Here is a 23,024-nt window from a genome sequence, read left to right as displayed (position 1 = left end):
TATAATTGATTATTTAAAAATTTATACAATATTCTGAGTATAAATGTATAAATAATAGTAATTTATAATTAATTAGATGATTTAATGCCAGAATTAAGAGTTTTTATAGATAAAAATGAATATAATGTCGAAAAAGGTAAAACTATTCTAGAAACCATGATGGAAAATAATATAGATATACCGCATGTATGCTTTAACCCAGCTCTTGGACCAATAGAATCATGTGATACATGCATTGTTAAAGCAAATGGCAAATTTGTAAGGGCATGCTCCACAGAAATTGAGGATAATATGAATATATGTTATGAGATAGAAGATGTAAAATCAAGGCAGTTAGAAGCAGTGAATAGATTACTTACGAGACACAATTTACACTGCACTGTATGTGAAAATAATAACGGTGACTGTGCATTGCATAATGCAGTTGATAAGTTAAATTTGGAAAGGCAAAAATATCCGTTTGAAAAAAAGGGGTATGAACCGGATTATTCAAATCCATTTTACAGGTATGATCCAGATGAATGTATATTATGTGGGCGGTGTGTTGAGGCATGCCAGGATGTTGAGGTAAATGAGACTTTAAGCATAGACTGGTCACTTGAGAAACCACGTGTTATATGGGATGATAATAAACCAATAAATGAGTCTTCATGTGTTTCATGTGGCCACTGTGTTACCGTTTGCCCTGTAAATGCCTTGATGGAAAAATCAATGCTGGAAGAGGCGGGCTATTTTACATCGCTAACAAAAAAAGCCAAAGATAATTTGGTGGATTTTGGAAAAGGATTGGAGAAACCAATAGGTATTGGCATGATAATGAAAATAAGCAACATTGAGGCACAGATGAGAAATGAACAGATAAAAAAGACAAAAACTGTATGTACATACTGTGGTGTTGGATGTTCATTCACTATGTGGACCAAGGGAAGAAAAATTTTGAAGGTACAGCCGGAGATTGAATCACCGGCGAATGGTATATCCACATGCATAAAGGGTAAATTTGGATGGGATTTTGTAAACAGCAAGGAAAGATTAAAAAAGCCACTTATAAGGAAAAATGGCAAATTTATTGAGACATCATGGTCAGATGCAATAAGGTTCGCTGCCAATGGATTAAAAAAGGTTTCTGAAAAATACGGCAATGAATCAATAATGTTTATAGCATCATCAAAGGGAACTAATGAAGAAGCATATTTAATGCAGAAACTTGCAAGACAGATATTTCACAACAATAACATTGATAATTCCTCAAGGTTTTGTCAGGCTCCTGCAACAACAGGACTGTGGAGAACTGTAGGTTATGGTGGTGATGCAGGATCAATAATGGATATTTACAAATCTGATCTTGTGTTTATAATAGGGGCAAATACAGCAGAATCCCATCCAGTTATTGCAACAAGAATAAAAAGGGCGCATAAATTAAATGGGCAGAAATTAATAGTTTCTGATTTAAGAAAAAATGAGATGGCAGAACGTGCAGATATATATTTGCATCCTGCACCTGGAACTGACATTGTACTGCTTTCCGCCATAACAAAATATATTATAGATAAAAAATGGCATGATAAAAAATTCATAGATGAAAGAGTAAATAATTTTGATGATTATTATAAAAGTCTATCATCATTTACACTGGAAAATGCTGAAAAAATAACAGGAATACCAAGGAATCAGATTATAAAAACTGCAGAGATGATTCATAGTGTTAAAAATATGTGCATACTATGGGCCATGGGTGTTACACAGCATTCTGCAGGGTCTGATGAATCAACTGCAATATCTAATTTATTACTGATAACCGGCAATTACGGAAGACCAGGCACAGGAGCGTATCCTTTAAGGGGACATAACAATGTACAGGGTGCAAGTGATTTCGGTGCAATGCCAACTTATCTGCCTGGATATCAGCCAATAAATGATAAAAATGTTATACAAAAATTTGAGAAGGCGTGGAATACAAAGCTTTCGGTTAAGCCAGGAATAGATAATGTATCATGCATAGAAAACATAGATAACGATAAAATAAAAGCAATGTATATTGTTGGACAGGAATTTGCCAGTACTGGTCCAGATTCTGAAATGGTAAGAAAATCACTTGAAAATCTTGAATTCTTAATAGTTGAGGATGTATTTTTCTCAGAAACTGCAAAATTTGCAGATGTTGTTTTGCCGGCAAGCGTAAGCCTTGAAAAGGAAGGTACATTTGTGAATACTGAAAGAAGGATACAGAGATTGTACAGAGTCATGGAACCATATGCTGAAACCAGACCTGACTGGGAAATAATTCAGGATATTGCAAATGAGCTTGGAGCGGGATGGAATTATAAAAATCCATCTGATATAATGGATGAGGCATCTGAATTGTGCCCCATATTTAAGGGCGTTAATTATTCCAGGCTCGAAGGATTTAAGAGCCTTCAGTGGCCCATGAAGGAAAATGGTGAGGATTCTGAATATTTATATGAGGATAGATTCAATTTCCCTGATGGCAAGGCAAGACTATACATACTTAAATACAGGCCTCCATTAATGGAGGATGAAGAATACCCGCTTCACCTAAACAATGGAAGAATGCTTGAGCATTTCCATGAGGGAAATGAAACATTTAAAACCCCCGGTATAAGGGAAAAAGTGCCTGACACCTTTGTTGAGATATCAAATGACCTGGCAAAGGATTATGGCATAGAATCCGGTGATTATGTAAAAATAGTCTCAAAGTGGGGCAGTGTAAAGGTACGTGCCCTTGTAACCGATAGAGTGAGTGGAAATGAGCTGTATATGCCTATGAATGCTGCATATGACGAGGAGGGCATAAACATGCTTACGTCATATAACCGCGATCCTGATTCAGATACACCGTCATATAAGGAATTGCCTGTTAAAATAATTAAATTAAAAGATAAGGGTCCATCTCCACTTCCAAAAACAAATCCAAGATTTGGAAAACGTGTTCCACAAAAAGGAATAAACATAGAAATGAAGTGGAAGAGAACAGATTATGTAAAATTAACGGATGATTAAAATGGCAAAACCAATAGAATATATTGAGGAAAATGAAAAAAACGAAATGGATATAACAGACATGCTGCCTGAGGAATATAAGGAAAGTTTCAGCAACCTTCTTAAAACAGTTAAAAATCTTAACGATTCCGGGTTTTTTTCACTTATTAATGCATTAACATCAAATTATAAATATATCATAGACACATTATCAGACCAGCTAGAATCAGAGGATACAAAAAGATCCATGACAAATATTTTTAGTATATTCCAGCTTTTATCAAAACTGGACACAGATAAAACTGTAAATTACATGTCAGAACTTGGAAATGCAATAAGTAATGCTAAAATTCCTGATAGAAGATATGGGCTTATGGATATAGCGAGGACTATAAATAATAATGATACTGCCAGGACTATTATATTACTGTTGAAGATACTATCAGATACATTTGGTAAAAAATGAATCCATATATTAATAAAAAAATTATAAAATGTATCGATGGAAATAAATATTTTACAAATGATTACATAACATCAGAAGAACCCCTGGAAATAAGATTATCAGATGGCAAAAACACAGAGCCGGTGTCGGTTATAATGAGAACACCGGTTGATGATTTCCCACTTGCCGTTGGATTTTTATTTGATGAAGGAATGTTAAAAATAAAAGATTTTCAAGGCGTAAATTATGATTATGGAGCTAAAATAAACGAAAAAAATAATATAGTTATAGTAAGTGTAAATAAAATTGATTATGATTTAACAAATCAGAGAAATTTTTACGTTAATTCAAGCTGCGGTGTATGCGGTAAAACAAATATAGAGAATGTTTTTATAAAAAATTCCAAATTTGTGAAAATAAAAGATAGGGTAGAACATAATCTGATTTCTTTGTTACCAAAAAAAATGAGGGAAAATCAGGAGATATTCAGATATACAGGTGGTATACATGCCGCTGCCATATTTGATTATAATGGAAATTTGATATCCATATCTGAGGATATAGGAAGGCATAATGCCGTTGATAAATCCATAGGAAAACTTCTTCTCAATGGTATATCAAGGATGGAGGACACAATAATGCAGGTGAGTGGTCGGGCAAGTTTTGAAATAGTACAGAAAGCGGCTATGTTTGGCATATCAATTATTAGTTCAGTCTCTGCACCCTCATCGCTTGCGGTGGAACTTGCAGATACATTTAATATTACATTAATTTCTTTTGCACGCGATAATAAATTTAATATATATACTCATGATGAAAGAATACTTTAAAATAACATTATAAATTTTATATTAATCATCTTGATGTTGGATATATAATCATATTTATTAGTATAAAGACCCATAATAAAAAAATGCCCCAGGATCCCGGAAATGATTCCTTCACTGCATTGATTATTCCCCTATGGCCATCTGATATTACCAGCTTTGCTCCTGTCAATCCCTTTCCTTGAGTTTAAAGAAGAAATTATTCCAGTCCATCCCATCCTCTGAATTATAAATATTAATGGAAAGAATCTGTCTTATTCTATTGCTGTTTACACCTATTGATGTGTATAATGCCATTGATTTATATTTATTATTTTCCCTTACCCTAAAGTATGATGCATCTATATAGGTATATTATTTTATCATCTATCCTTGTTTCTAAGACTTCCTTAACCTTGGCATCCAGTTCCTTATTCAGTGATGATACATACTCAGTAGATACACTGACACCAAGATTATTTATTATACTGTTAACAGATCTTGTTGATACACCATTAATGTATGATTCTGCTATTACAGAGTTTAATGCCCTTTCAACAGTGGAGTATTTGTCGAATACCTTAGTTGTAAAAGATCCTGACCTTATATCAGGCTTGTCTAATGTTAATTCACCATCCAAAGTCTTTAATTTCCTTTTTTGGTTCCATTCCTGTAGCCTGTCCTTTTATTATTCCTTTAAGATCTTACAGCATTTAACTTTCAAATGGACTGATCCATTACATTGTTTAAGAACCATGTAATCAGTTCCTTCTTTCCATCTTTTCTGTCATTTATGAAAACCTTTATTAATTCCTCTATACTTATTAATTGACTCTTTTCATTTGTCATTTTGTTTACCTCATTATAATATTGCAAATAGTCATTTTAAATTTACAGCAAAAGAATTACACTATCATCCTTTTTAATGATCATATCATTATTAACATGGGGTTTATAAATACACAAAATACGGTACACAACCACTCATTATCAAAAGAGCTTAATATTTCTAAGGAGACATTAATAAATTATTTTGGTTATTTAGAATATTCATTGATTATTAAATTGATATTAAATTTTAGAAGATCATTTACATCAGCATCACGGAAAATGAAAAAGGTATATTTTTATAATTCAGCCTTTGTATGCAATTATAAAAACATTATGGATTATAGTTATTATGAAAAATAGTTATTATGAAAAATTAATAGAAAATTTTGTCATGCAGGAACTTGATTCGAAATATTATTTCAGGGATAAAAATTATGAAATAGACTTTATTTTAAAAAATGGTAATATTATACCTGTGGAGGTTAAATATAGAAATAATGTAGAGATAAAAAATTTTATAAAAGTTTTAAAAAACTAAATTTAAATTATGGTGTAATTATAAGCAAGGATGAATTCAGGGAAGAAATTATTGATAACATCAAAATTAAAATTTTACCGGTATGGTATTTACCCATAATTAATATTAAAATTTTAAAATAAAATAATTATATGCTATGTTAATCCAAACTTTTATAATATCTTATTTTAAGCTTTTATATGGCATAAGTTAATAATCAAAAAAATAACGAACCATATAAATAATACCATTAAATAATGGTTTATGAATAAACTAAACAACAGCAAACATGTTTTTCTCTTATATTCCATAATATTAATTTTAATGGCAATCTCAATGAGATCAACTAACAATATGGTTGTGACAACCGTGCCTTTATTCTCCAAATACATTCTTCACTTTTCCTATATATTAACCGCACTTGTTACTGCAGTAATATATCTTGGCACTGTAATAGCCACATCATTTTTGAATCCATTAATGAACGCCCGGTTAAGGAAAAAGGTATTTGTCTTCTCAAATTTTTTATTAACATTGTTTTTAATACTTTACTATTTATCAAATAGCATAAGCGTTTTTATTATTTCATTTTTAATTGGGCTGGCATACGGTATAATTCTGCCAAATATAGTTACATCTGCAAGCCTCTATCCTGATCAAACAGGCAGGGAAAGGCTTTTAAGCATCTATTCCGTTGGTCTAAGTTTTAGCCTTGTCTTTGGCCCAACCCTGGAATCCTATTTGCTCAAAATTATAAGTTATAGAACTATATTTCTTTTCTTTGCACCAATTGGCATCATAGGATTTATATCATCATTTTTCATGGAATTCCCGGAAAATAAAAGGGAAACACATGGGAAATCCATTAGACATAATAGTGGCCTATGGACATCAATACTAACAATAACCACCTATAATGTTCCATTTGCCGCCCTGACCGTTTTTCTTGCCATATTTGCAGAAACAAGATTCCAGGTAAGCAGATACATGGCATACCTTCCATTTGTATTCTTCTTTACAGTATCGTTTTTTGTTAGGATTTACCTTAGCATAAGGCCAATAAAAAATATCAGGTACGCAATAATTATTGCCCCGGCAATAACAGTTATAGCCCTAATACTGTTCCCGTTTCTTCCAAATTATGATACATTTATACTTGTTATGATGCTTCTGGGTATACCGCACGGTTCCATATTTCCACTATCCACCATTGAAATATCACGTGGATCATCCATATATGAAAGGAATGCGATAAATTCTTATTTCTATTCCTATAACATGAGCCTTTTCATGATTATACCATTAATCTTTGCGGCCATAATACCTTACATAGGCTTTGAAAAAACCTTTGCGATTCTAATTATCCCTGTTATTATTTCAGTGGCAGTAATTATTAAGAAATTCTGGAAGGACGATAAAATCTTCGGGGTTAATAAAAGCATGCTTTAACATAAATTTTATAAAAACCATTATATTATCTAATCTGTTATATTATAATTTAATATAATCAAATATTATATTTAACCCATGATTTCTGATGATACTTTGAGGGAGGGAATGCAGGCACCAGGCATTGCATTCACTGTAAATGAAAAAATAAAACTTGCCACAATGATATCTGATGCTGGAATTAAAAAAGCCCTGGTTTCATATCCATCTGCCCACGAGTCTGAAAAGTATGTAACTCAGGAAATAGTTAAAAGGGGAATTTTTAAGGATGTTTATGGTCTTGGAAGAACATTAAAATCTGATATAGACGAAATATACTCCACTGGAGCAAATATATCCCTGCATTTACCCTTCATAATAAAAGATATTAACACAATTTTGGAAAATATAAGGTATGCATCAAGGCTTTGCAGAAAACTTGAGGTCGCCCTGGTTGATATTGACCAGTACACCATAAATGATTTAATAAAAATATCAAGGTTAATACATGACTCAGGTGCTGATATTATCCAGATTCCAGATACAAAGGGAATTACGGAACCAAATAAATATGGAACGATAATTAAAAGGATTAAAAATGAGGTAAAAACATCACTGGAAATACACTGCCATAATGATTATGGATATTCAATAGCCAATGCAATTGAGGGATTAAAAAACGGTGCAGATTATGTTGATGCAAGTGTATTTGGCCTCGGTGAGAGGAATGGCATCACAGATATTGCAGTCATATCAAATTACCTGAATAACCTGGGTAAAACCAGTATAAATATGGAGAAAATGAAGACTTTATACAGTTTCATGCATGACCTAATAACAGAAAAGGCAGGCCAGCAATTTTTTTATGATAATATACCAGTTTTTGGCAAAAATATAAATTACAATACTGCAGGGACACATGCCTCTTATGGCAATATTTTTACCGGTACTGATTATTCAGTAAATGTTTATACAGGGAAGGCCATGATAAGGAATATTTTGGCAATTAATAATTTAAACCTTAGCGATGAAAATCTTAATTTATTAATAAAAAAGATAAAAGACCTATCATCAGATACTGGAATGGTGTTAAGTGCGGAGGAAATAATTAAGCTGGCCGGTGATTTAAATTGATTACCGTGCTTGAAATTGGCCAGGTGGTTGCAGGCCCAACTGCAGGTTTAATATTTTCAGATCTTGGGTTCAGGGTAATTAAGATTGAGAATCCCAATGGTGGCGATATATCAAGAAAATTGACAGGTTCAAGCTCTGGTACCTTTGAATATTATAATCGGGGCAAGGAGAGCATTGCACTGGATTTCAGGACAGATACTGGCAAAAAAATACTGGAAGGCCTAATAAAAAATGCAGATATAATTGTTGAAAATCTAGGTCCTGGATCTATGGATAAAATAATTAATCAGGACCGCATAAAACAGTTAAACCCAAAAATAATATATTTATCAATAAAGGGCTATATGTGCGGGCCGTATGAAAATAGAAAATCGCTTGATTTCCCAATAGAAATAGAATCTGGCATTGCATATATGACCGGACTTAAAAATAAACCAATGAGGATAGGTTCATCAGCCATAGATATGGCCACTGCCATGATGGGTGTAATGCTAGTCCTTGATAAACTCAGAAGGCATGAATCAGGGTTCATAAAAATAGGTTTGTTTGAAACCGCCATGTTTCTTGTGGGTCAGCACATTGTAACATACCAGAAGGAGAAAAGGGATTTAATGCCATTAAATGAGGAAAATTTTGCATGGGGAATATATGATTTTTTTATGTCTTCTGATAACAAAAAAATCTTTATAGCAATATCAACGGATACTCAATGGGGTGATTTCTGCAGGGCATTTAATATACCTCCAAGGGATGAATACAAATCCAACATTCAAAGATATAACCAGCGTGATAAATTAATTCCGGAAATCCAGAAAATTTTAATTTCATATAATTTAAATGACATAATTTTAAGACTGAATAAATTTAATATAAGCTACGGAATTTTAAACAGGCCGTGGGATTTATTAAAAAATGAACACGCACTTATGCACATGGTTAATGCAGAATATAATGGCACTGATTTTATTATGCCATATGTTCCCGGTACAAGAAATAATAAAAAAAATATAGAAAACCTTGGATGCTCGTCATTAAAAATTCTAAGAGAACTTGGCTATACAGCTGAGGAAATTAAAAATTTTATAGATTCCGGTGTAATTAAATAACATTTATTATCTCATTAAATATTAAAATGCGTTAAAAGTTTTATTTAATATGTTAGAATATGTATTTTAATACTATTATATATTTGTAATTACATGGATGGGAAACCATACGCTGGTAGCGTGTCTGATAGACTGGAAAGACTCCCATGGTCAGGTGTTCACAGGAATTTTCTGCTTATGGTCGCCGGTGGTGAATGGGCAGAGACACTCATGCTTCTGGGAAATGGTGCCATACTGGCACTCATGGTAAGCGTGCTTCATTTCAGTACAACTGTTGGTACACTCATAATCCCAACTGCATTTTTCCTTGGAGAATTTACTGGAAGCATTTTCTTTGGATGGCTTGCCGATAGAAGGGGCAGAAAATTTGTGTTTTTATACAATCTGCTTGTATTTTCAACAGGAATGTTTATTGCAGGCCTAATGAGTAATTATCTTGCCATGGCAATATTTATTTTTATAGGTGGCATTGGTGTCGGTGGGGAATTCCCTCTTGTTGATTCATTTACAACAGAAATGATGCCGGGCAAGGTCAGGGGAAACAGACTTGCACTTGTTTACACAATTGCTGTTACCGCCGGTCCATTTATAGCATTTCTGACATTTGCAATGCAAAAATATGCACCACCATTTTACTCATGGAGAATTATATTCTGGTTCATGGGTGCTGTTGGAATTGCAATATGGGCAGTAAGAACCAGGCTTAAGGAATCGCCAAGATGGCTTGAAACTCAGGGCAAATATAAGGAGGCGGATGAAATAACCACTGAATGGGAGGACAAGACCAAAAAGGACCTAAAGTTAAGCAAGCTACCGCCTGTGGAAACAGAAACAGAGGTAAATGAGGCTAAAAGCAGGTTTAAGGATATATTTGCACCTGATTTAAGAGAGAGAACAACAATGATGCTTATATTCCAGTTCTTTCAGTCTGGAATATTTTATGGATTTACCGCACTTGCACCAACGTTTTTGATAGCAAAAGGTTACACAATAGCATCAACCCTTGAGTTTACATTTCTGATATTTGCAGGCTTTTTCTTTGGATCGGTGTTTAATTTATTTATAGTGGATAAGATCGAAAGGAAATGGGGAATTATATTAACAGCTATTCTTGCAGGGATCTTTGGAACTTTATTTGGAATTGCCACAAATGTTTACATGGTGATTATATTTGGTTTCATAACAACGTTTATTCTCTGGAACTTTTCAAACTTTTTCCATGCATACCAGGCAGAAATATTTCCAACAAGGGTAAGGCCAACCGCGGCAGGCACAGTTTATTCCGTAAGCAGGGTATCCACATCAATACTGGTTTTATTCATAGCGGCAGTTATACTTCCTCATGGGGTGCTCGCCAGCTTTGGAATAATATGGGTCTTCATTGCCATAGTTGTAATCGACCTTGCATTATTAGGGCCAAAATCAACCGGCAAACAGGTTGAAAAAATTATAGAATAATTTTTTTATTTTTCCCCGTAAATATATGAGAATTTATTATGCGCATTTTTTGTTATGCTGGCCGTAAATCCATATTTTTCCAGTTTGGCCTTTACAACCTCCGGATCTGCATATGATTTAACAGCTATTCTTTTAATCTTTTCAAATGAATCGTTTTCCTCTGATAAAAATTTGTTTTCACATGTTTTTGCATCTATATAAACATAATCTGCATCATTGCAGTACTTTTCAAATATTTCTGAGAGTTTAATATTTTTACCATCGGAGTATTCACAGTTAATGAATTTTATTCTCCTATCAACCTCATTTATGTTTAAATTTTTCACGGCGTTTTTATTATGATTTATTCCATAAATTTTTCCAGAGGTATTAAGTGCTGCATAAAGAAGGGAATCCCCATTATCCTCTGAGATTATTAATACATCAGGGTTGTTTCCTGTTAAAAATGAAAGACGGTCAAATATGAATACGTCAGAAAAGTCAGGGTCTGAATCAAGGTTACACATCATTAGCTGGCCATATTTATACTTAAAATTAATGCAGTCTGGAAGCTTTGTATCCTCAAATGTAAAAAAATCTAAATTCTTCCCGCACTGGCCATAGTATTTGCATATTGCATAAAGCATTGCCTTTTCATGGTTCCATATTGCCCGCCTGTTTGGAATGGCATTAACTATTATTCTGTCCTTTTTTGCTGTAATTTCCCTTGCAACAGCAAAGGCATTTTTATATGCATGCTTGCAGATCCTGTAATTTTCAAGAAATCCCATTTTACCCATATAGTTACAAACTTTAAAAATTTATACTATTTATTTGTGCAACATTTGGATTTTATTATCCACCACTTACCTGCGGAAAAACAGCTATATTATCGGAATCTTTTAACCTCTGGCCATTATAATATTCCTCATTAACAGCAAAGAATATCTGCCTTCTGTCCAATAATTCTGGATATTTTTTAAATAGTATGGTTTTTAATTCATTTATATCATCTGAATTTATTTCTATACACTCCTCATCACGGCCTGTAATGTCCCTTATGCTTGCAAAATACCTAACATTTATTTTCATAATAATCACCTCCAGTAGGGTATTCTGTTTTTCACAGCCTTGATAAACTCTTCATCAAGTGACCTTTGATTGTTAAGCTTATCCTTTATATTAAAATAATCATTTTCTCTAAGCAAACATGTTTTAAAATTGCCATCTGCTGTTACCCTCAATCTGGTGCAGTGTTTGCAGAAATCCTTATTATGCATTGGTTTTACAAATTCCACCTTAACCTCGCCGTCCAATGTATTCAATATATACCTTTCACGGTTATGCAGTTCATTTCTTTCCATATAAATCGAGCGTTTTTTTATTTTTTCCTCAATTGGCTCAAGGCTGACATGATATTTTAAATAATCACCTGAATTTTCCCTGCCACGGGACGTTTCAAACTCTATTAACTGGAGTATTGCGTGATTTTTTGCACAGAAGTTTATCATGGAATCTATCTGGTCCTCATTGATGCCCTTGAGAACAACAAAATTAACCTTGACTGGTGTTAAGCCTGCATTGTTTGCCGCCTGTATGCCTCTTTTAACAGTGTCAAGATAATCCCTCCTAACGTTTGTAATTTTTTCAAAGGTGTAATCATCATTGGAATGCATTGATATATTTACCCTATCGAGGCCGGCATCTTTTAATTTCACCGCCAGTATTGGGAGCAAAACTCCATTTGTGGTCATTGATATACTTCCATTAATATGCTTCCTTGTCCTTCTTATTATTTCAAGTATATCGTTTCTGAGTGTGGGCTCACCGCCTGTGAATTTTACCTTATTAACACCATGTGAGGCAGCCACCTCAACTATTTTTTCTATATTCTCCGGCGTTAAAAACGACATATTCCTTTCCGTGCCCTCCATGTGGCAGAAAAAGCAGTTAAAATTGCATATGGCATTTAGCTGTATTCTCAGGCTTGTAACAGGCCTGCCATAATTATCAAAGACAGTATTTTTGGAAATAAGTCCGTTTATCATTGCATAATAATTGCCTTGTTGATATTTAAACATTTATTTACAAAATAAATGAAGAAAAATAGATGTATCTAACAAAAGTCCCTAAAAGAGATAATATTAACAAAAATTTATAATTATGATATTTATATAATATAATGGATGATAATAATACCCTGGACCAAATCAATGAGATAAAAATTTTTCACCACTTTGCTGCACGATTGACATACAGGGATAACCAACTGAAATTTTTAAAAAATTCTGATAATATTAATCCATCAGAAAAAATAACAGCAGATTATGAAATATTTAAAAATATTATAAATAAAAAAATTATAAATTTACATGATTATAAAAATAATAATACAGTATTTGACTTTACATCCAATGATAATGATTCAAAAATTCTAATGGACATTTTAAAAAGAAAAAACCAGCTTCTTTCCAGTTTGGAGGCGGGGAAACTTTACACATTTAAGGCCGGATATTTTGAAAACGTGCATTTATTAGAAAAGGATGAAATGAATGATGTTGGGACATATAACATAGAAGTATATTTTTTTTTAAAAATTTATAACATAAAAGGTTCTAAAATAAAATTTGATCCTGTGGTTACAATCCATTCAATATTAATTCCAACTGGAGATTACAGCTTATTGAAATTCAAATTCCGCCGTGTTGCATCTCCAGAAAATGACATTGTGGCCTTGGGGAAAAATTTTGGTTTATTGTATAATTTTTCTAAGGAATATAAAAACGAGGCAAATATAAAAAACCTTGGAATTTATTTAATACAGCATCAGTTTTTGGACAGATTTAACAGAGCTATAAATGATAATCCATTTGGCGATGTTTATACCCTTGGATATCACACCGTGGCAGATATTTCAATAAATCCGGTACTTTTTAATATTATCTCACCAGATCCAATAAACAGGTTCATTAGTTACAGCAGTCATGATTATACCACTGAGGATGAAAGAAATAAAACGTGTACAATGGTAAGATTTTTACTTGAGTTTTTTTATATAAATACCGGTTTTTTATCAATTGATGGCGATGAAAAGGATAATATAAGGTTTAAAATAAGTAGGCAGGGTTTTGATAGATTTTTCGTTAAAAAAATCACCGCCAGCATGTATACATATTATGAGGGAAATTCTACGGTATATTTTTTCCATAACATCGTTGTCAGGCTTTCAGCTGGACAATCACTAAATCAGTATCTGCCCGGTGGTGGACTGATTATAAGCCATATTGTGGAATATCTTAAACTTGTAATAGACAGCTATTCAAAATTCATTTATGGCCGTAGATACAGGGAAGTTTTAAAACATGCCCCAGAGGTACTGGATGAATATAATGTTTACAATGTTGTTAAGACTATGATACATATTGGAAATGAGTTGAATTTGCTTGAGATTTCCAATGGTGTTAGGGATTTATATTTAAATCTGGAAGAGAGGCTGAATATTATAGGAATAAAAATAAATGAGGAGCAGAGAATTTATGGGTATCTATCCTTAATTACTGCCATACTTTCAATAACCATAGCAGTGCTTATTGGATTACGCATAATAAAATTTTAAATTGGGTTTACATATTGTTTGGTTTAAATAATTTCAAAAACAATGTGTATTGAGCCCGCCGGGATTCGAACCCGGATTATAGGCTCCGGAGGCCTATATGATAATCCATTACACCACGGGCCCAGTTGCATAATTGCTTTATAAGATAAAAAAATTAAGATTTATAACCTATATCCCTTAATAATTTATGCCTCTTCTTTTTTGCAGCCTCATCCTCGACACCCAGTGGAGAGTACCCATCAGAAACACCAAGTACAGCGTTGCCATTATCTGTTCTGGCAATTATAACCTTTAATGGATTGGCAGTTGCGGCATATATGGTGCCTACCTCCTGGCATAATTTGATGGCGTTTAAAACATTTATGGGGTATGCATTTTTCAGATATATTAGGAATGTATGCCCTGCAGAAATCTTCCTTATATTCTCAATGCCCAGATTTATTAGAAACTCATCATTACCCTCATATCTTATTAATCTCTCACCTGATGCCTCCGAAAAAACTATTGCATAAGAACTCTGTGGCACCGTTGTTTTTATAATCTCATTAAGATCCTCAACAGTTTTTATAAAGTGTGAGTAGCCCAGTATTATATTGGTATTTTCCGGTATATCTATATCTATTTCATCCATTTCCATAAATATATATGCCTAAAAATGTTATTAAATTTATGTATTGTTAATTTTTTCCATTGAACCCGGTCTGATAAAGACAAGTCCAACCAGGACAATAATGGATGAAATAAATAACACAATTCCCATATTTACTCCGAGATTTTTCCCAAGGATTACTGTAATTATTGGTCCAAAGCCCCCGCCAAAAAACCTGCCCACCAGAAGTGTAAAATTGGCACCGGATGCTCTTATATTGGGTGGGTAAAGGCTGCTTATCCATATTCCAAAAAAGGAAAAAAAGGCCGATGACATAAATAAAAGTATTAAAAACAACTCATTTAGAAACCTTAATCCACCGTGTGCGTTTATTAGTATAAAAATTAATGAAAATATTAATGATGCGGCTGCAAATGGATACATTACATCCTTTGCATTTTTGCGCTCATACATGTAACCTGAAAATGTGTAAAATATGGTTGCTGCAAATGTTCCTATTATTATAATAAAATAATAATTGTATACATTAAGGTTTTCAAGTTCTGTTGGGGCAAGGCTGAACAATGGTATTATGAAAAGAAATGACCCCAGGGAAATCAATGAACCAAAAATTGTTATATTACGGACCCGGCCAGTAAATATTTTACCTATTTCTATTTTGTAATTCCCATTGCTTGAATTTTTATATTTTAACCATATTGACGATTCAGGTATTTTATTGTATAATATTAATGATATAATGCTTATTACACCTATGACGATGAAAAATATCCTGAAATTCAATGAAAGCACCTCTATAATTATATATGCAGAAAAGGCACCGAGAAGGGACCCTATGGCGTATAAGCCCTGCATGAACCCCCCTGTCATTCCCCTGTGCATGGTATTTTCGAACTCTGAGACAAGTGCGTAGCTTATTCCATTCTCACCGTTAACCCCCATTCCAACGAGAAACCATAAAAAATAAAGTTCATAAACACTGTTAATAAGACCTGCAAAAATGGTACCCAGTGAATAAATAATGACCGATATAATTATTGCCCTTTTTCTGCCTATTTTATCGGCAACCATACCAAATATGAAACCACCTATGGCACCACCTATCCATGAAAGCGTAATTGCAAGTGTCACAACTGAAACAGGAACATGGAAGTACAGTGATACAGGTACCAAAACAAATGTAATTGAATACATTGCATATGCGGAAAGCAGGAAAAATAATAATATTATTATTAATTTGTAATTGAACTTCATTACTGTGTAATTAAAATATATTATTTATTCTTTAATTATATGAAAAAATTTTTACCATAAAATTTATGTTTTTGTATATCTGTTTATATATGTATTGCCAGATTTTTTATACATTCCTGAAAAAATTATTATTGCAAGTACTGAAAAAATCCCAAATGTTGCAATTAATGACCATGTTATTATTCCATTATAATGAAATGTGTACATAATATATGTCCCTATGGATGGGCCAAAGGCACGGCCGATTGAATTGAACATTGAATTAAATCCCATATATCTTCCGGTTTTTTCATGAGAAACCATTTTTGATATGACAGTATTTATTGTTGGGGTTGTTAAATTTTCACCTATGGTTATAATAACCATGTCAAGCATTAAATCAATTACATTTGTTGAAAATGCCACAATAAAATATCCAAGGGCATAGAATAATGCCCCGGCCATAAAGGTAATTATATCGCCAAAGCGTGAAAATAGTTTTATTAATGGATACTGGCCAATAACCACCACAAGACCGTTTACAGCATATATATAACCAAGGTATGAGACATTAATTTTTATGACTATTTCACTGTATAATGGCAGGGATACTGAAAACTGTGATGATAAAAGTATTACAAAAAATGTGGCTATGCTGAAAATAAAAAGGTATTTGTCATAGACAATGAAGGGATTGCCACCACTAACTGTTTTGCGGAGAGTGTTTGGGTTTTTGACAAATATAATAATTACCGACTGCAATATACTTGCAAGGACAAGAGAATAGAAAATATATACAATTCCTGTGTTATATATTAATGACCCAATAAATGGACCAATGGCCCAGCCGACGTTGGATAGAATTCTGTAAACAGAATATGCACCCTCTCGCTCATCACTTAGGGTTACATCAGATATTAATGCACTTGCAGATGGATACACCAGTGAACCTGAAAATGAGGAAAATATAAACAATATTATTGTTATTAAATATGCATTAAACTGGAATGATAGCGCTATAAAAAGATAAATAAAAATTCCAGAAATGCTTCCCAGCATTAATGTAAATTTCCTGCCCATTAAATCTGCAAGATACCCGCCAATGAGACTAAATACCATTGACATTAAGGATAGAAGTGTAAATACTATGCCGACAATATAAATAGCCAGATGAAGATAAAGACTTAAAAATATGGCCATGAATGGCCAGGATGCGCCCATTCCAATTGACCGCATCATCGATGATAAACTCACAACAATAACCTGCCTGTTGTGAATTGTAGAATTAATGGAAATCATTACAGCTAATTGTAAATAATTATAATAACATTATTCATGATACAAATAATTTCAGAATATATTTAATATTTTAAAACACAATTATCAACATTTATTTATTAAAACATTATATTATATTCATGTATAACAATGATATTAGAGGTTCTTCAGAAACAAGAAAAAAGATTATTGAGTCTGCAATAAGCATATTCTCTAAATATGGATATTCCGGTGCATCAATGGAGAAAATTACAGAAAAAGCAGGAATTTCAAAGGGATTAATATTCTGGTACTTTAAGAAAAAGGAGGATTTAATTATAGAGATTGCAAAAATGAGTCTACCCCTGGATGTTATTAATGATGCGCTAATGAAATATTCAGGTATTGAATTACTGGAAAATATTGGAAAAAATTATTTTAAAAAATATGCCAGCAACGATATGAGAAGTCTATTTCTATATACCCTTTCCTCGGGTTCAGTTTATCCTATAATTTCAGATAATATAAAGGATATCTGTACAAAAATTGTAAGGGAAATAGCCCAAAAAACGTGCAATGATAATAGCATAAAATGTGAGATTAAGGTGAGGCAGTTTCTTGGAGCCCTGTTATGCTACATTATAAATCCATCGGAAATAGAGGAAGAAATTTATCTGAAAACTCTGGTAGAAAACTATGAAAAAATATAATAAGGTTTATAATGTATATAATATTTTTAACAATAATGGAAGAAAAAATAGATTATTTCAACAGACACTACATGGATTATGATAAATGGTATGACCTGCATTTAAAGGAGTATAATGATCAAATAAATTTTATAAGATCGGTAATTCCTGAAGGCAATGGGATTGAAATAGGGGTTGGCACCGGCCGCTTTGCATATGCCCTGAATATAAAATATGGTATAGATATTTCAGAATCCATGGTATCACTTGCAAAAATGCGTGGAATAAATGCTCTTGTTGCATCAGCATATTCAATTCCATATCCTGATAAATATTTTGATTTTTCATTAAATATGGTTACAATTTGTTTCCTGGATTTCCCTGAAAAGGCAATTATGGAGGCAAAAAGAGTATCAAAAGATTGCATTACAGTAATACTTGATAAAAATTGTGAGTACGTAAATAATATAATTAAAAATCCTGCTGGCTTTTACAGATATGCAAAATTTTACTCTTTTGAGGAGATAATGAATATATATAAAAATACTGGATTTAAAGATATTAAATATAAAATTCATGATTTTTATACAAATAATAATGTTAAATATCGGCTGGTGGCAGTTTCAGGAAAATAATCAGGTGATTACATGCAACTAAAAAAGACCGTAACAAAAAAGGATGCTGTAATGATTAATCTTGGTGCAATCATAGGTGCAGGCATCTTTGTAATAATTGGTCTGGCATCCTATAAGGCGGGGCCGGCAGTGATCATATCCATATTATTTTCAGGCATTATTGCAATGTTCACCGGGCTAAGCTTTTCAGAAATTGCCAGGCACGTTGCCAAGGAGGGTGGTGTTTATGAATATGCAAAAAGTGTTGTATCGCCAACGGTGGGCTTTGTTGGTGGCTGGATGTGGACATTTGGCAATATAATAGGTATTTCTGCAGTTTCTTTAAGCTTTGGTAGCTATTTCGATGAATTGTTTGGATTGAATTATAATCCTGTAATTCTTGCAATACTGTGTATTATTACCTTTATGGTATTAAATATAATAGGCATAAAAAATTCAGCAAAAACCATAACTGTTCTTGTTATTATAAATGTTGCCGTGCTTATAATCTTCATTTTTTCAGGAATAACAAGGTTCAGTGCATCCAATTTTAATGATTTTATTCCCCATGGTTATTCTGGAATAATAACAGGCACTGCGCTTATATTTTTTGCATTTACTGGATTTTCAAGGGTTACAACAATAAGTGATGAGGTAATCAATCCAGAAAAAACAATTCCGTTTGCCATAATAACATCAATTATAATATCATCTATACTCTATATTACTGTTGCCCTTGTGCTATTAGGCCTTAAGCCCTATTATGCCTATTCAACATCGTCATCACCATTAACACTTGCAATATCATCATTGAAAAGCAGATATCTGGATATCATTATATCTATTGGTGGCGTAACTGCAACTGCAGGCGTCACCCTCACGGGGATACTTGGAACCTCAAGGGTTCTATTTGCTATGGGCCGTGACAAAGAGCTTCCTGAAAAGATCGGGTATATAGATAAATTTTCTACACCTGATATTGCAATAGTATTATCTTCATTGCTTGGCATAATATTCCTTATTTTCGTTTCATTTGGAACAATAGTTGAGGCATCAAATTCCTCGGTTTTAATTTCATATATTATAATTAATTTTTCTGCAATTGTTCTATATTATGAGTTGAAAAAAACTTCATCAGGAAATGGGATGATAAAAAGCCATTATTTTTTAATAATACCCATTCTTGGCATTTCAACAATAATATTAATAATACTCTTTATAGATCTGTACAGCCTGATGATCACGTCAATAATATTAACAGTATCAGTTGTTTATTATGCTGTGAAATCGAGATTCTATAAAGGAAAACCAGTGCCGGGGCACAGTGAGGTGAGGGCATTTGGAAGGATAATGAGGTTTTCAAAAGAATTTAAAAGGAATAAAACATAATATTTTGCTAAATTTTAATATTATAAAACAATATGTAAACATATGATAAAAATCCAGAATGACCCAATAAACATTGAGGATATCCAGAGGGAAATAAAAGACGATTATTCCGGTGCCGATGTAATTTTCCTTGGCACGGTGAGAAAGACAGACGAATCTAAAAAAAATATTAAGGCACTTTACTATGAATCATATGATGCCATGGCCGAAAAAAGCATCAATAAAATCATTGACGATGCGAAAAAAATGTATGATATAAATAAGGTGTGTGTTATACAGAGAAAGGGTTATGTTAGGCTCAATGAGATTTCAATAGGCATTGGTGTATCATCATTTCATAGAAAGGATGCATTCATGGCCTGTGAATACATTATAGATAAAATAAAGGAACTGCCACCAATATGGAAGAAGGACATATATGACGATGGAACAGAGGAATGGAAGTCTGAATTATAGGGAGGATATTTAAATGATTCTTGTCTTTGACGGCACATCTGATTCAAGGGAGCTCTGCATGCAGTTAATATCAGAAGGATATGATTTAATATGCTCTGTTGTAACCGGGGAGGCGGCAAAAAAGCTTGAATCGTTAAATATCAGGCATATAAATGGAAGGCTAGACAGGCAGAATATGATTGATTTTATAAAAAATAATAACATAAATGCGGTAATAGACGCCACACATCCATTTGCTGAAAGCATCCATAAAACAGCACTGGATGTCTCAAATGAATTAAACATGCTTCACATAAGGTTTGAGAGAAAGCCGGTTAAAATTAATTCAAAAAATGTGCTTTATGCCGGTTTTAATGAAATTAATGATCTGCTTAACGATTCAAGGAATATTTTTGTAACGACAGGGATAAAAACTGTTAAATTTTATGAAATTGATGCCAGTAAAAACTATTATTTCAGGATTATACCTGATCCTGAAAATATAAGGGCTCTTATAGACCATGGGGTACCACAGTCAAACATTATTGCCATTGAGGGGAAATTGAATTATATGGTTAATTATTCAATTATGCAGTATTTTAATATAGATACAATGGTTACAAAGGACAGTGGCTTTTTATCGGAACCAAAGATAAATGCTGCACTTGACCTTGGAATAAAAACAATAATAATTAAAAGACCAGATTACAAATATAAAAATATGGCATACACATATAAAGATGTGGTAAAAATATTAAAAGAGGGTGGTATATATCCTGAATCCTGAAGAGATATATTCAAAAAGTTTTGGGATTATAAAGAATATTATGGGGCTCGATGATTCATTAAAATCAAAAATAATAATGAGGGCAGCACATGCCACGGGCGATATTGATGCCGCCAGATCAATAGTATTTTCCGAAAATTTTGAAGATGGCCTGTTTGACCAGAATTATAATATAGTGACAGACATAAATATGGTAAAATACGGGATAGGCAGTAATAAAACATACTGCCATATAAATGATGATGATGTCATTGAGTCATCAAAATCCATGCATATATCAAGGTCATATATTGCCATTAAAAAGGCCTGCAGGGAAATGCCGGAAGCGGTCTATGTCATAGGTGATGCCCCAACTGCATTAATATCAATAATTGAGGAAATTAATAATAAAAAATGCAATCCCCATATGGTAATAGGGGTTCCAGTTGGCTTTGTATCTGCCCTGGAAAGCAAGCAGTTACTATTAAAAGTTAAAATACCATTTATTACTAATTTAAGCATAAAGGGAGGATCGGCAATGGGTGCTGCCATTGCAAATGCCATTTTAAGTGATAAAAATGTACATAGAGGACATACCTGAGGGAAATCTAAGATACGGGTACACCACAGGTGCATGTGCAACAGCTGCAACAAAGGCGGCATTGATAGGCCTTATTACCGGAAACATACCTGATGAGGTTACCATAGAACTTCCTGTCAAAAAGAACGCTGTTTTTAAAATCAGCCATAAAAGGCTGGAAAATGATTATGCAGAGGCCTCAGTGCTAAAGGATGGCGGTGATGATCCAGATGTAACCACCGGACTTTTTATATATTCAAGGGTTTATATGTCTCCCGGGAAAGATATAAAGATCCTTGGTGGAAAGGGTATCGGGGTTGTCACGCGGGAGGGTCTTCCGGTAAGGCCCGGGAATTCCGCCATTAATCCGGTTCCAATGAGGATGATAAGGGGTACTGCAATGAAGGTTCTTAATGGCCATGGCATAAATAATGGGTTAAGCATACTGATATACGCTCCAGGTGGAAATGAGGTGGCCAGAAGAACCTGCAACCCAAAGCTTGGTATAATAGGTGGAATATCAATACTTGGTACTACCGGTATAGTGACACCTTTCTCAACATCATCCTGGAAGGCATCAATTGTTTTGGCCCTACGTGTGGCCATAAAAAACAGTATAAAAGACTTTGTATTTACAACCGGTGGGAGAAGTGATTCTGAGGCAAAAAAAATTTTAAATGGGTATCCAGAGGAAAGCTTTATTGAAATAGGTGATTTTGCCGGATTTTCTGTCAGGCGTGCCATGGAGGCGGGTGCAAATAGTGTCACCATAGTTGGAATGCCGGGGAAAATGTCCAAGCTGGCCATGGGCTGCATGGACCTTCATGCACATTCCAGCAGCGTTGATTTCAATTTTCTGTCTGATATTGCGAAAAAAATAAAAATGGATAAAAAATTAATTGAAAAAATAGGCAATTCAAATACCGTTTCGGAGGTTATGCAGATAATCAATTATAATAATGAATTTATTAATTATCTAAAAAATTTAATTATTCAAAGATTAACAGAATACACAAATAACAGATTAAAAATAGACGCAATAATAATAAGGAATGATAATGGTGTTTAATATTTTATATATTTTATTTATGTAGTTATGAATATAAATTAAAAAATAAATAATCACAAATT

Annotated in this window: 26 protein-coding genes, 1 tRNA gene and 1 pseudogene; 17 read left to right on the top strand and 11 right to left on the bottom strand. The window is 33.2% G+C overall.

Annotation, left to right across the window (positions count from 1 at the left end; all coding sequences use genetic code 11):
• Nucleotides 1-84 precede the first annotated feature (84 nt).
• Genes fdhF through fdhD form a run of 3 tightly spaced genes read left to right on the top strand, consistent with a single transcriptional unit; the run spans nucleotide 85 to nucleotide 4,275 of the window.
• Entirely contained in the window at nucleotides 85-3,021 is a 2,937-nt protein-coding gene (fdhF, locus tag QXW15_RS01895) for a formate dehydrogenase subunit alpha (protein WP_048101247.1), read from the top strand.
• A gap of 1 nt (nucleotide 3,022) precedes the next feature.
• Complete coding sequence (locus tag QXW15_RS01890; protein WP_156150286.1) at nucleotides 3,023-3,466, top strand: DUF1641 domain-containing protein; 444 nt, start codon at nucleotides 3,023-3,025, stop codon at nucleotides 3,464-3,466.
• Nucleotides 3,463-4,275: a formate dehydrogenase accessory sulfurtransferase FdhD gene (gene fdhD / locus QXW15_RS01885; protein WP_052656705.1), complete on the top strand. Its 813-nt coding sequence runs from the start codon at nucleotides 3,463-3,465 to the stop codon at nucleotides 4,273-4,275. The genes QXW15_RS01890 and fdhD overlap by 4 nt, the downstream gene beginning before the upstream one ends.
• Nucleotides 4,276-4,300: 25 nt before the next feature.
• Here the strand turns inward: fdhD and QXW15_RS07780 are convergent, their stop codons facing one another.
• The 4 genes and pseudogenes from QXW15_RS07780 to QXW15_RS01870 form a co-directional block, all read right to left on the bottom strand.
• Nucleotides 4,301-4,444 (bottom strand): hypothetical protein, encoded by a 144-nt coding sequence (locus QXW15_RS07780; RefSeq protein WP_156150285.1) that lies wholly within the window; start codon nucleotides 4,442-4,444, stop codon nucleotides 4,301-4,303.
• Nucleotides 4,441-4,569, bottom strand: coding sequence for a transposase (locus QXW15_RS07775; RefSeq protein ID WP_269082533.1), 129 nt, complete (start codon nucleotides 4,567-4,569; stop codon nucleotides 4,441-4,443). Before QXW15_RS07775 ends, QXW15_RS07780 begins: the two co-directional genes overlap by 4 nt.
• A 28-nt stretch (nucleotides 4,570-4,597) precedes the next feature.
• Nucleotides 4,598-4,900: pseudogene (locus QXW15_RS01875) on the bottom strand (transposase); the annotation flags it as partial.
• Nucleotides 4,901-4,971: 71 nt separating this feature from the next.
• Complete coding sequence (locus tag QXW15_RS01870; RefSeq protein WP_255350855.1) at nucleotides 4,972-5,100, bottom strand: hypothetical protein; 129 nt, start codon at nucleotides 5,098-5,100, stop codon at nucleotides 4,972-4,974.
• Between the two features lie 96 nt (nucleotides 5,101-5,196).
• On the opposite strand from QXW15_RS01870, the gene QXW15_RS07770 reads away from it, so the two are divergent.
• From QXW15_RS07770 to QXW15_RS01845, 6 genes are all read left to right on the top strand, one after another.
• On the top strand, nucleotides 5,197-5,442 hold the full coding sequence (locus QXW15_RS07770) for a DUF4143 domain-containing protein (RefSeq protein ID WP_048101245.1): 246 nt from the start codon (nucleotides 5,197-5,199) through the stop codon (nucleotides 5,440-5,442).
• Nucleotides 5,432-5,620, top strand: coding sequence for a DUF4143 domain-containing protein (locus QXW15_RS01865; RefSeq protein WP_048101244.1), 189 nt, complete (start codon nucleotides 5,432-5,434; stop codon nucleotides 5,618-5,620). The genes QXW15_RS07770 and QXW15_RS01865 overlap by 11 nt, the downstream gene beginning before the upstream one ends.
• Nucleotides 5,621-5,863: 243 nt before the next feature.
• Nucleotides 5,864-7,048 (top strand): MFS transporter, encoded by a 1,185-nt coding sequence (locus tag QXW15_RS01860; RefSeq protein ID WP_048101243.1) that lies wholly within the window; start codon nucleotides 5,864-5,866, stop codon nucleotides 7,046-7,048.
• Nucleotides 7,049-7,126: 78 nt separating this feature from the next.
• Nucleotides 7,127-8,161: a hypothetical protein gene (locus tag QXW15_RS01855; RefSeq protein WP_048101242.1), complete on the top strand. Its 1,035-nt coding sequence runs from the start codon at nucleotides 7,127-7,129 to the stop codon at nucleotides 8,159-8,161.
• Between the two features lie 5 nt (nucleotides 8,162-8,166).
• Nucleotides 8,167-9,267, top strand: a complete 1,101-nt coding sequence (locus QXW15_RS01850; protein ID WP_231563410.1) for a CaiB/BaiF CoA-transferase family protein — start codon at nucleotides 8,167-8,169, stop codon at nucleotides 9,265-9,267.
• A 93-nt stretch (nucleotides 9,268-9,360) separates the two neighbouring features.
• Nucleotides 9,361-10,725, top strand: coding sequence for an MFS transporter (locus tag QXW15_RS01845; protein ID WP_342789884.1), 1,365 nt, complete (start codon nucleotides 9,361-9,363; stop codon nucleotides 10,723-10,725).
• A 5-nt stretch (nucleotides 10,726-10,730) separates the two neighbouring features.
• On the opposite strand, the gene QXW15_RS01840 is transcribed toward QXW15_RS01845, so the two are convergent.
• From QXW15_RS01840 to moaA, 3 genes are all read right to left on the bottom strand, one after another.
• Nucleotides 10,731-11,495 (bottom strand): hypothetical protein, encoded by a 765-nt coding sequence (locus tag QXW15_RS01840; RefSeq protein ID WP_054964017.1) that lies wholly within the window; start codon nucleotides 11,493-11,495, stop codon nucleotides 10,731-10,733.
• Nucleotides 11,496-11,559: 64 nt separating this feature from the next.
• A complete protein-coding gene (moaD, locus tag QXW15_RS01835) occupies nucleotides 11,560-11,796 on the bottom strand; it encodes a molybdopterin converting factor subunit 1 (protein ID WP_048101239.1) in 237 nt (78 codons plus the stop codon).
• 5 nt (nucleotides 11,797-11,801) lie between these two features.
• Nucleotides 11,802-12,752, bottom strand: coding sequence for a GTP 3',8-cyclase MoaA (gene moaA / locus QXW15_RS01830; protein ID WP_048101238.1), 951 nt, complete (start codon nucleotides 12,750-12,752; stop codon nucleotides 11,802-11,804).
• Between the two features lie 134 nt (nucleotides 12,753-12,886).
• On the opposite strand from moaA, the gene QXW15_RS01825 reads away from it, so the two are divergent.
• The gene (locus tag QXW15_RS01825; RefSeq protein WP_048101237.1) at nucleotides 12,887-14,320 is read left to right on the top strand and encodes a hypothetical protein; all 1,434 of its coding nucleotides are present in this window, start codon (nucleotides 12,887-12,889) and stop codon (nucleotides 14,318-14,320) included.
• 50 nt (nucleotides 14,321-14,370) lie between these two features.
• Here QXW15_RS01825 and QXW15_RS01820 read toward each other — a convergent pair.
• The 4 genes from QXW15_RS01820 to QXW15_RS01805 form a co-directional block, all read right to left on the bottom strand.
• Nucleotides 14,371-14,443, bottom strand: a tRNA-Arg gene (locus tag QXW15_RS01820).
• 31 nt (nucleotides 14,444-14,474) lie between these two features.
• Nucleotides 14,475-14,957 (bottom strand): adenosine-specific kinase, encoded by a 483-nt coding sequence (locus tag QXW15_RS01815; RefSeq protein ID WP_197065848.1) that lies wholly within the window; start codon nucleotides 14,955-14,957, stop codon nucleotides 14,475-14,477.
• Between the two features lie 30 nt (nucleotides 14,958-14,987).
• Nucleotides 14,988-16,184 (bottom strand): MFS transporter, encoded by a 1,197-nt coding sequence (locus QXW15_RS01810; RefSeq protein WP_048101235.1) that lies wholly within the window; start codon nucleotides 16,182-16,184, stop codon nucleotides 14,988-14,990.
• Between the two features lie 63 nt (nucleotides 16,185-16,247).
• The gene (locus tag QXW15_RS01805) at nucleotides 16,248-17,462 is read right to left on the bottom strand and encodes an MFS transporter (RefSeq protein ID WP_048101234.1); all 1,215 of its coding nucleotides are present in this window, start codon (nucleotides 17,460-17,462) and stop codon (nucleotides 16,248-16,250) included.
• Between the two features lie 119 nt (nucleotides 17,463-17,581).
• Between QXW15_RS01805 and QXW15_RS01800 the strand changes: the two genes are divergently transcribed.
• The 7 genes from QXW15_RS01800 to cbiD are packed head-to-tail and all read left to right on the top strand — an operon-like array spanning nucleotide 17,582 to nucleotide 22,962.
• Nucleotides 17,582-18,130: a TetR/AcrR family transcriptional regulator gene (locus QXW15_RS01800; RefSeq protein WP_287950706.1), complete on the top strand. Its 549-nt coding sequence runs from the start codon at nucleotides 17,582-17,584 to the stop codon at nucleotides 18,128-18,130.
• A gap of 35 nt (nucleotides 18,131-18,165) precedes the next feature.
• A complete protein-coding gene (locus tag QXW15_RS01795) occupies nucleotides 18,166-18,744 on the top strand; it encodes a class I SAM-dependent methyltransferase (RefSeq protein ID WP_342789882.1) in 579 nt (192 codons plus the stop codon).
• Nucleotides 18,745-18,756: 12 nt separating this feature from the next.
• Nucleotides 18,757-20,112, top strand: coding sequence for an amino acid permease (locus QXW15_RS01790; RefSeq protein ID WP_342789881.1), 1,356 nt, complete (start codon nucleotides 18,757-18,759; stop codon nucleotides 20,110-20,112).
• Nucleotides 20,113-20,154: 42 nt separating this feature from the next.
• Entirely contained in the window at nucleotides 20,155-20,568 is a 414-nt protein-coding gene (locus QXW15_RS01785; protein ID WP_048101231.1) for a molybdenum cofactor biosynthesis protein MoaE, read from the top strand.
• A 13-nt stretch (nucleotides 20,569-20,581) separates the two neighbouring features.
• Nucleotides 20,582-21,334: a precorrin-6A reductase gene (cobK, locus tag QXW15_RS01780; RefSeq protein WP_342789880.1), complete on the top strand. Its 753-nt coding sequence runs from the start codon at nucleotides 20,582-20,584 to the stop codon at nucleotides 21,332-21,334.
• Nucleotides 21,312-21,914 carry a precorrin-8X methylmutase gene (locus tag QXW15_RS01775; RefSeq protein WP_342789879.1) on the top strand — a complete coding sequence of 201 codons (603 nt, stop codon included), beginning with the start codon at nucleotides 21,312-21,314 and terminating at the stop codon, nucleotides 21,912-21,914. Before cobK ends, QXW15_RS01775 begins: the two co-directional genes overlap by 23 nt.
• Nucleotides 21,892-22,962, top strand: coding sequence for a cobalt-precorrin-5B (C(1))-methyltransferase CbiD (gene cbiD / locus QXW15_RS01770; protein WP_342789878.1), 1,071 nt, complete (start codon nucleotides 21,892-21,894; stop codon nucleotides 22,960-22,962). Before QXW15_RS01775 ends, cbiD begins: the two co-directional genes overlap by 23 nt.
• Nucleotides 22,963-23,024 lie beyond the last annotated feature (62 nt).

Origin of the sequence: Acidiplasma sp. (assembly GCF_038728925.1) — an archaeon.
Lineage (GTDB): Archaea > Thermoplasmatota > Thermoplasmata > Thermoplasmatales > Thermoplasmataceae > Acidiplasma > Acidiplasma aeolicum.
Note: the sequence above shows the minus strand (reverse complement) of the source record. Positions and strands in the feature narration are given on the sequence as shown.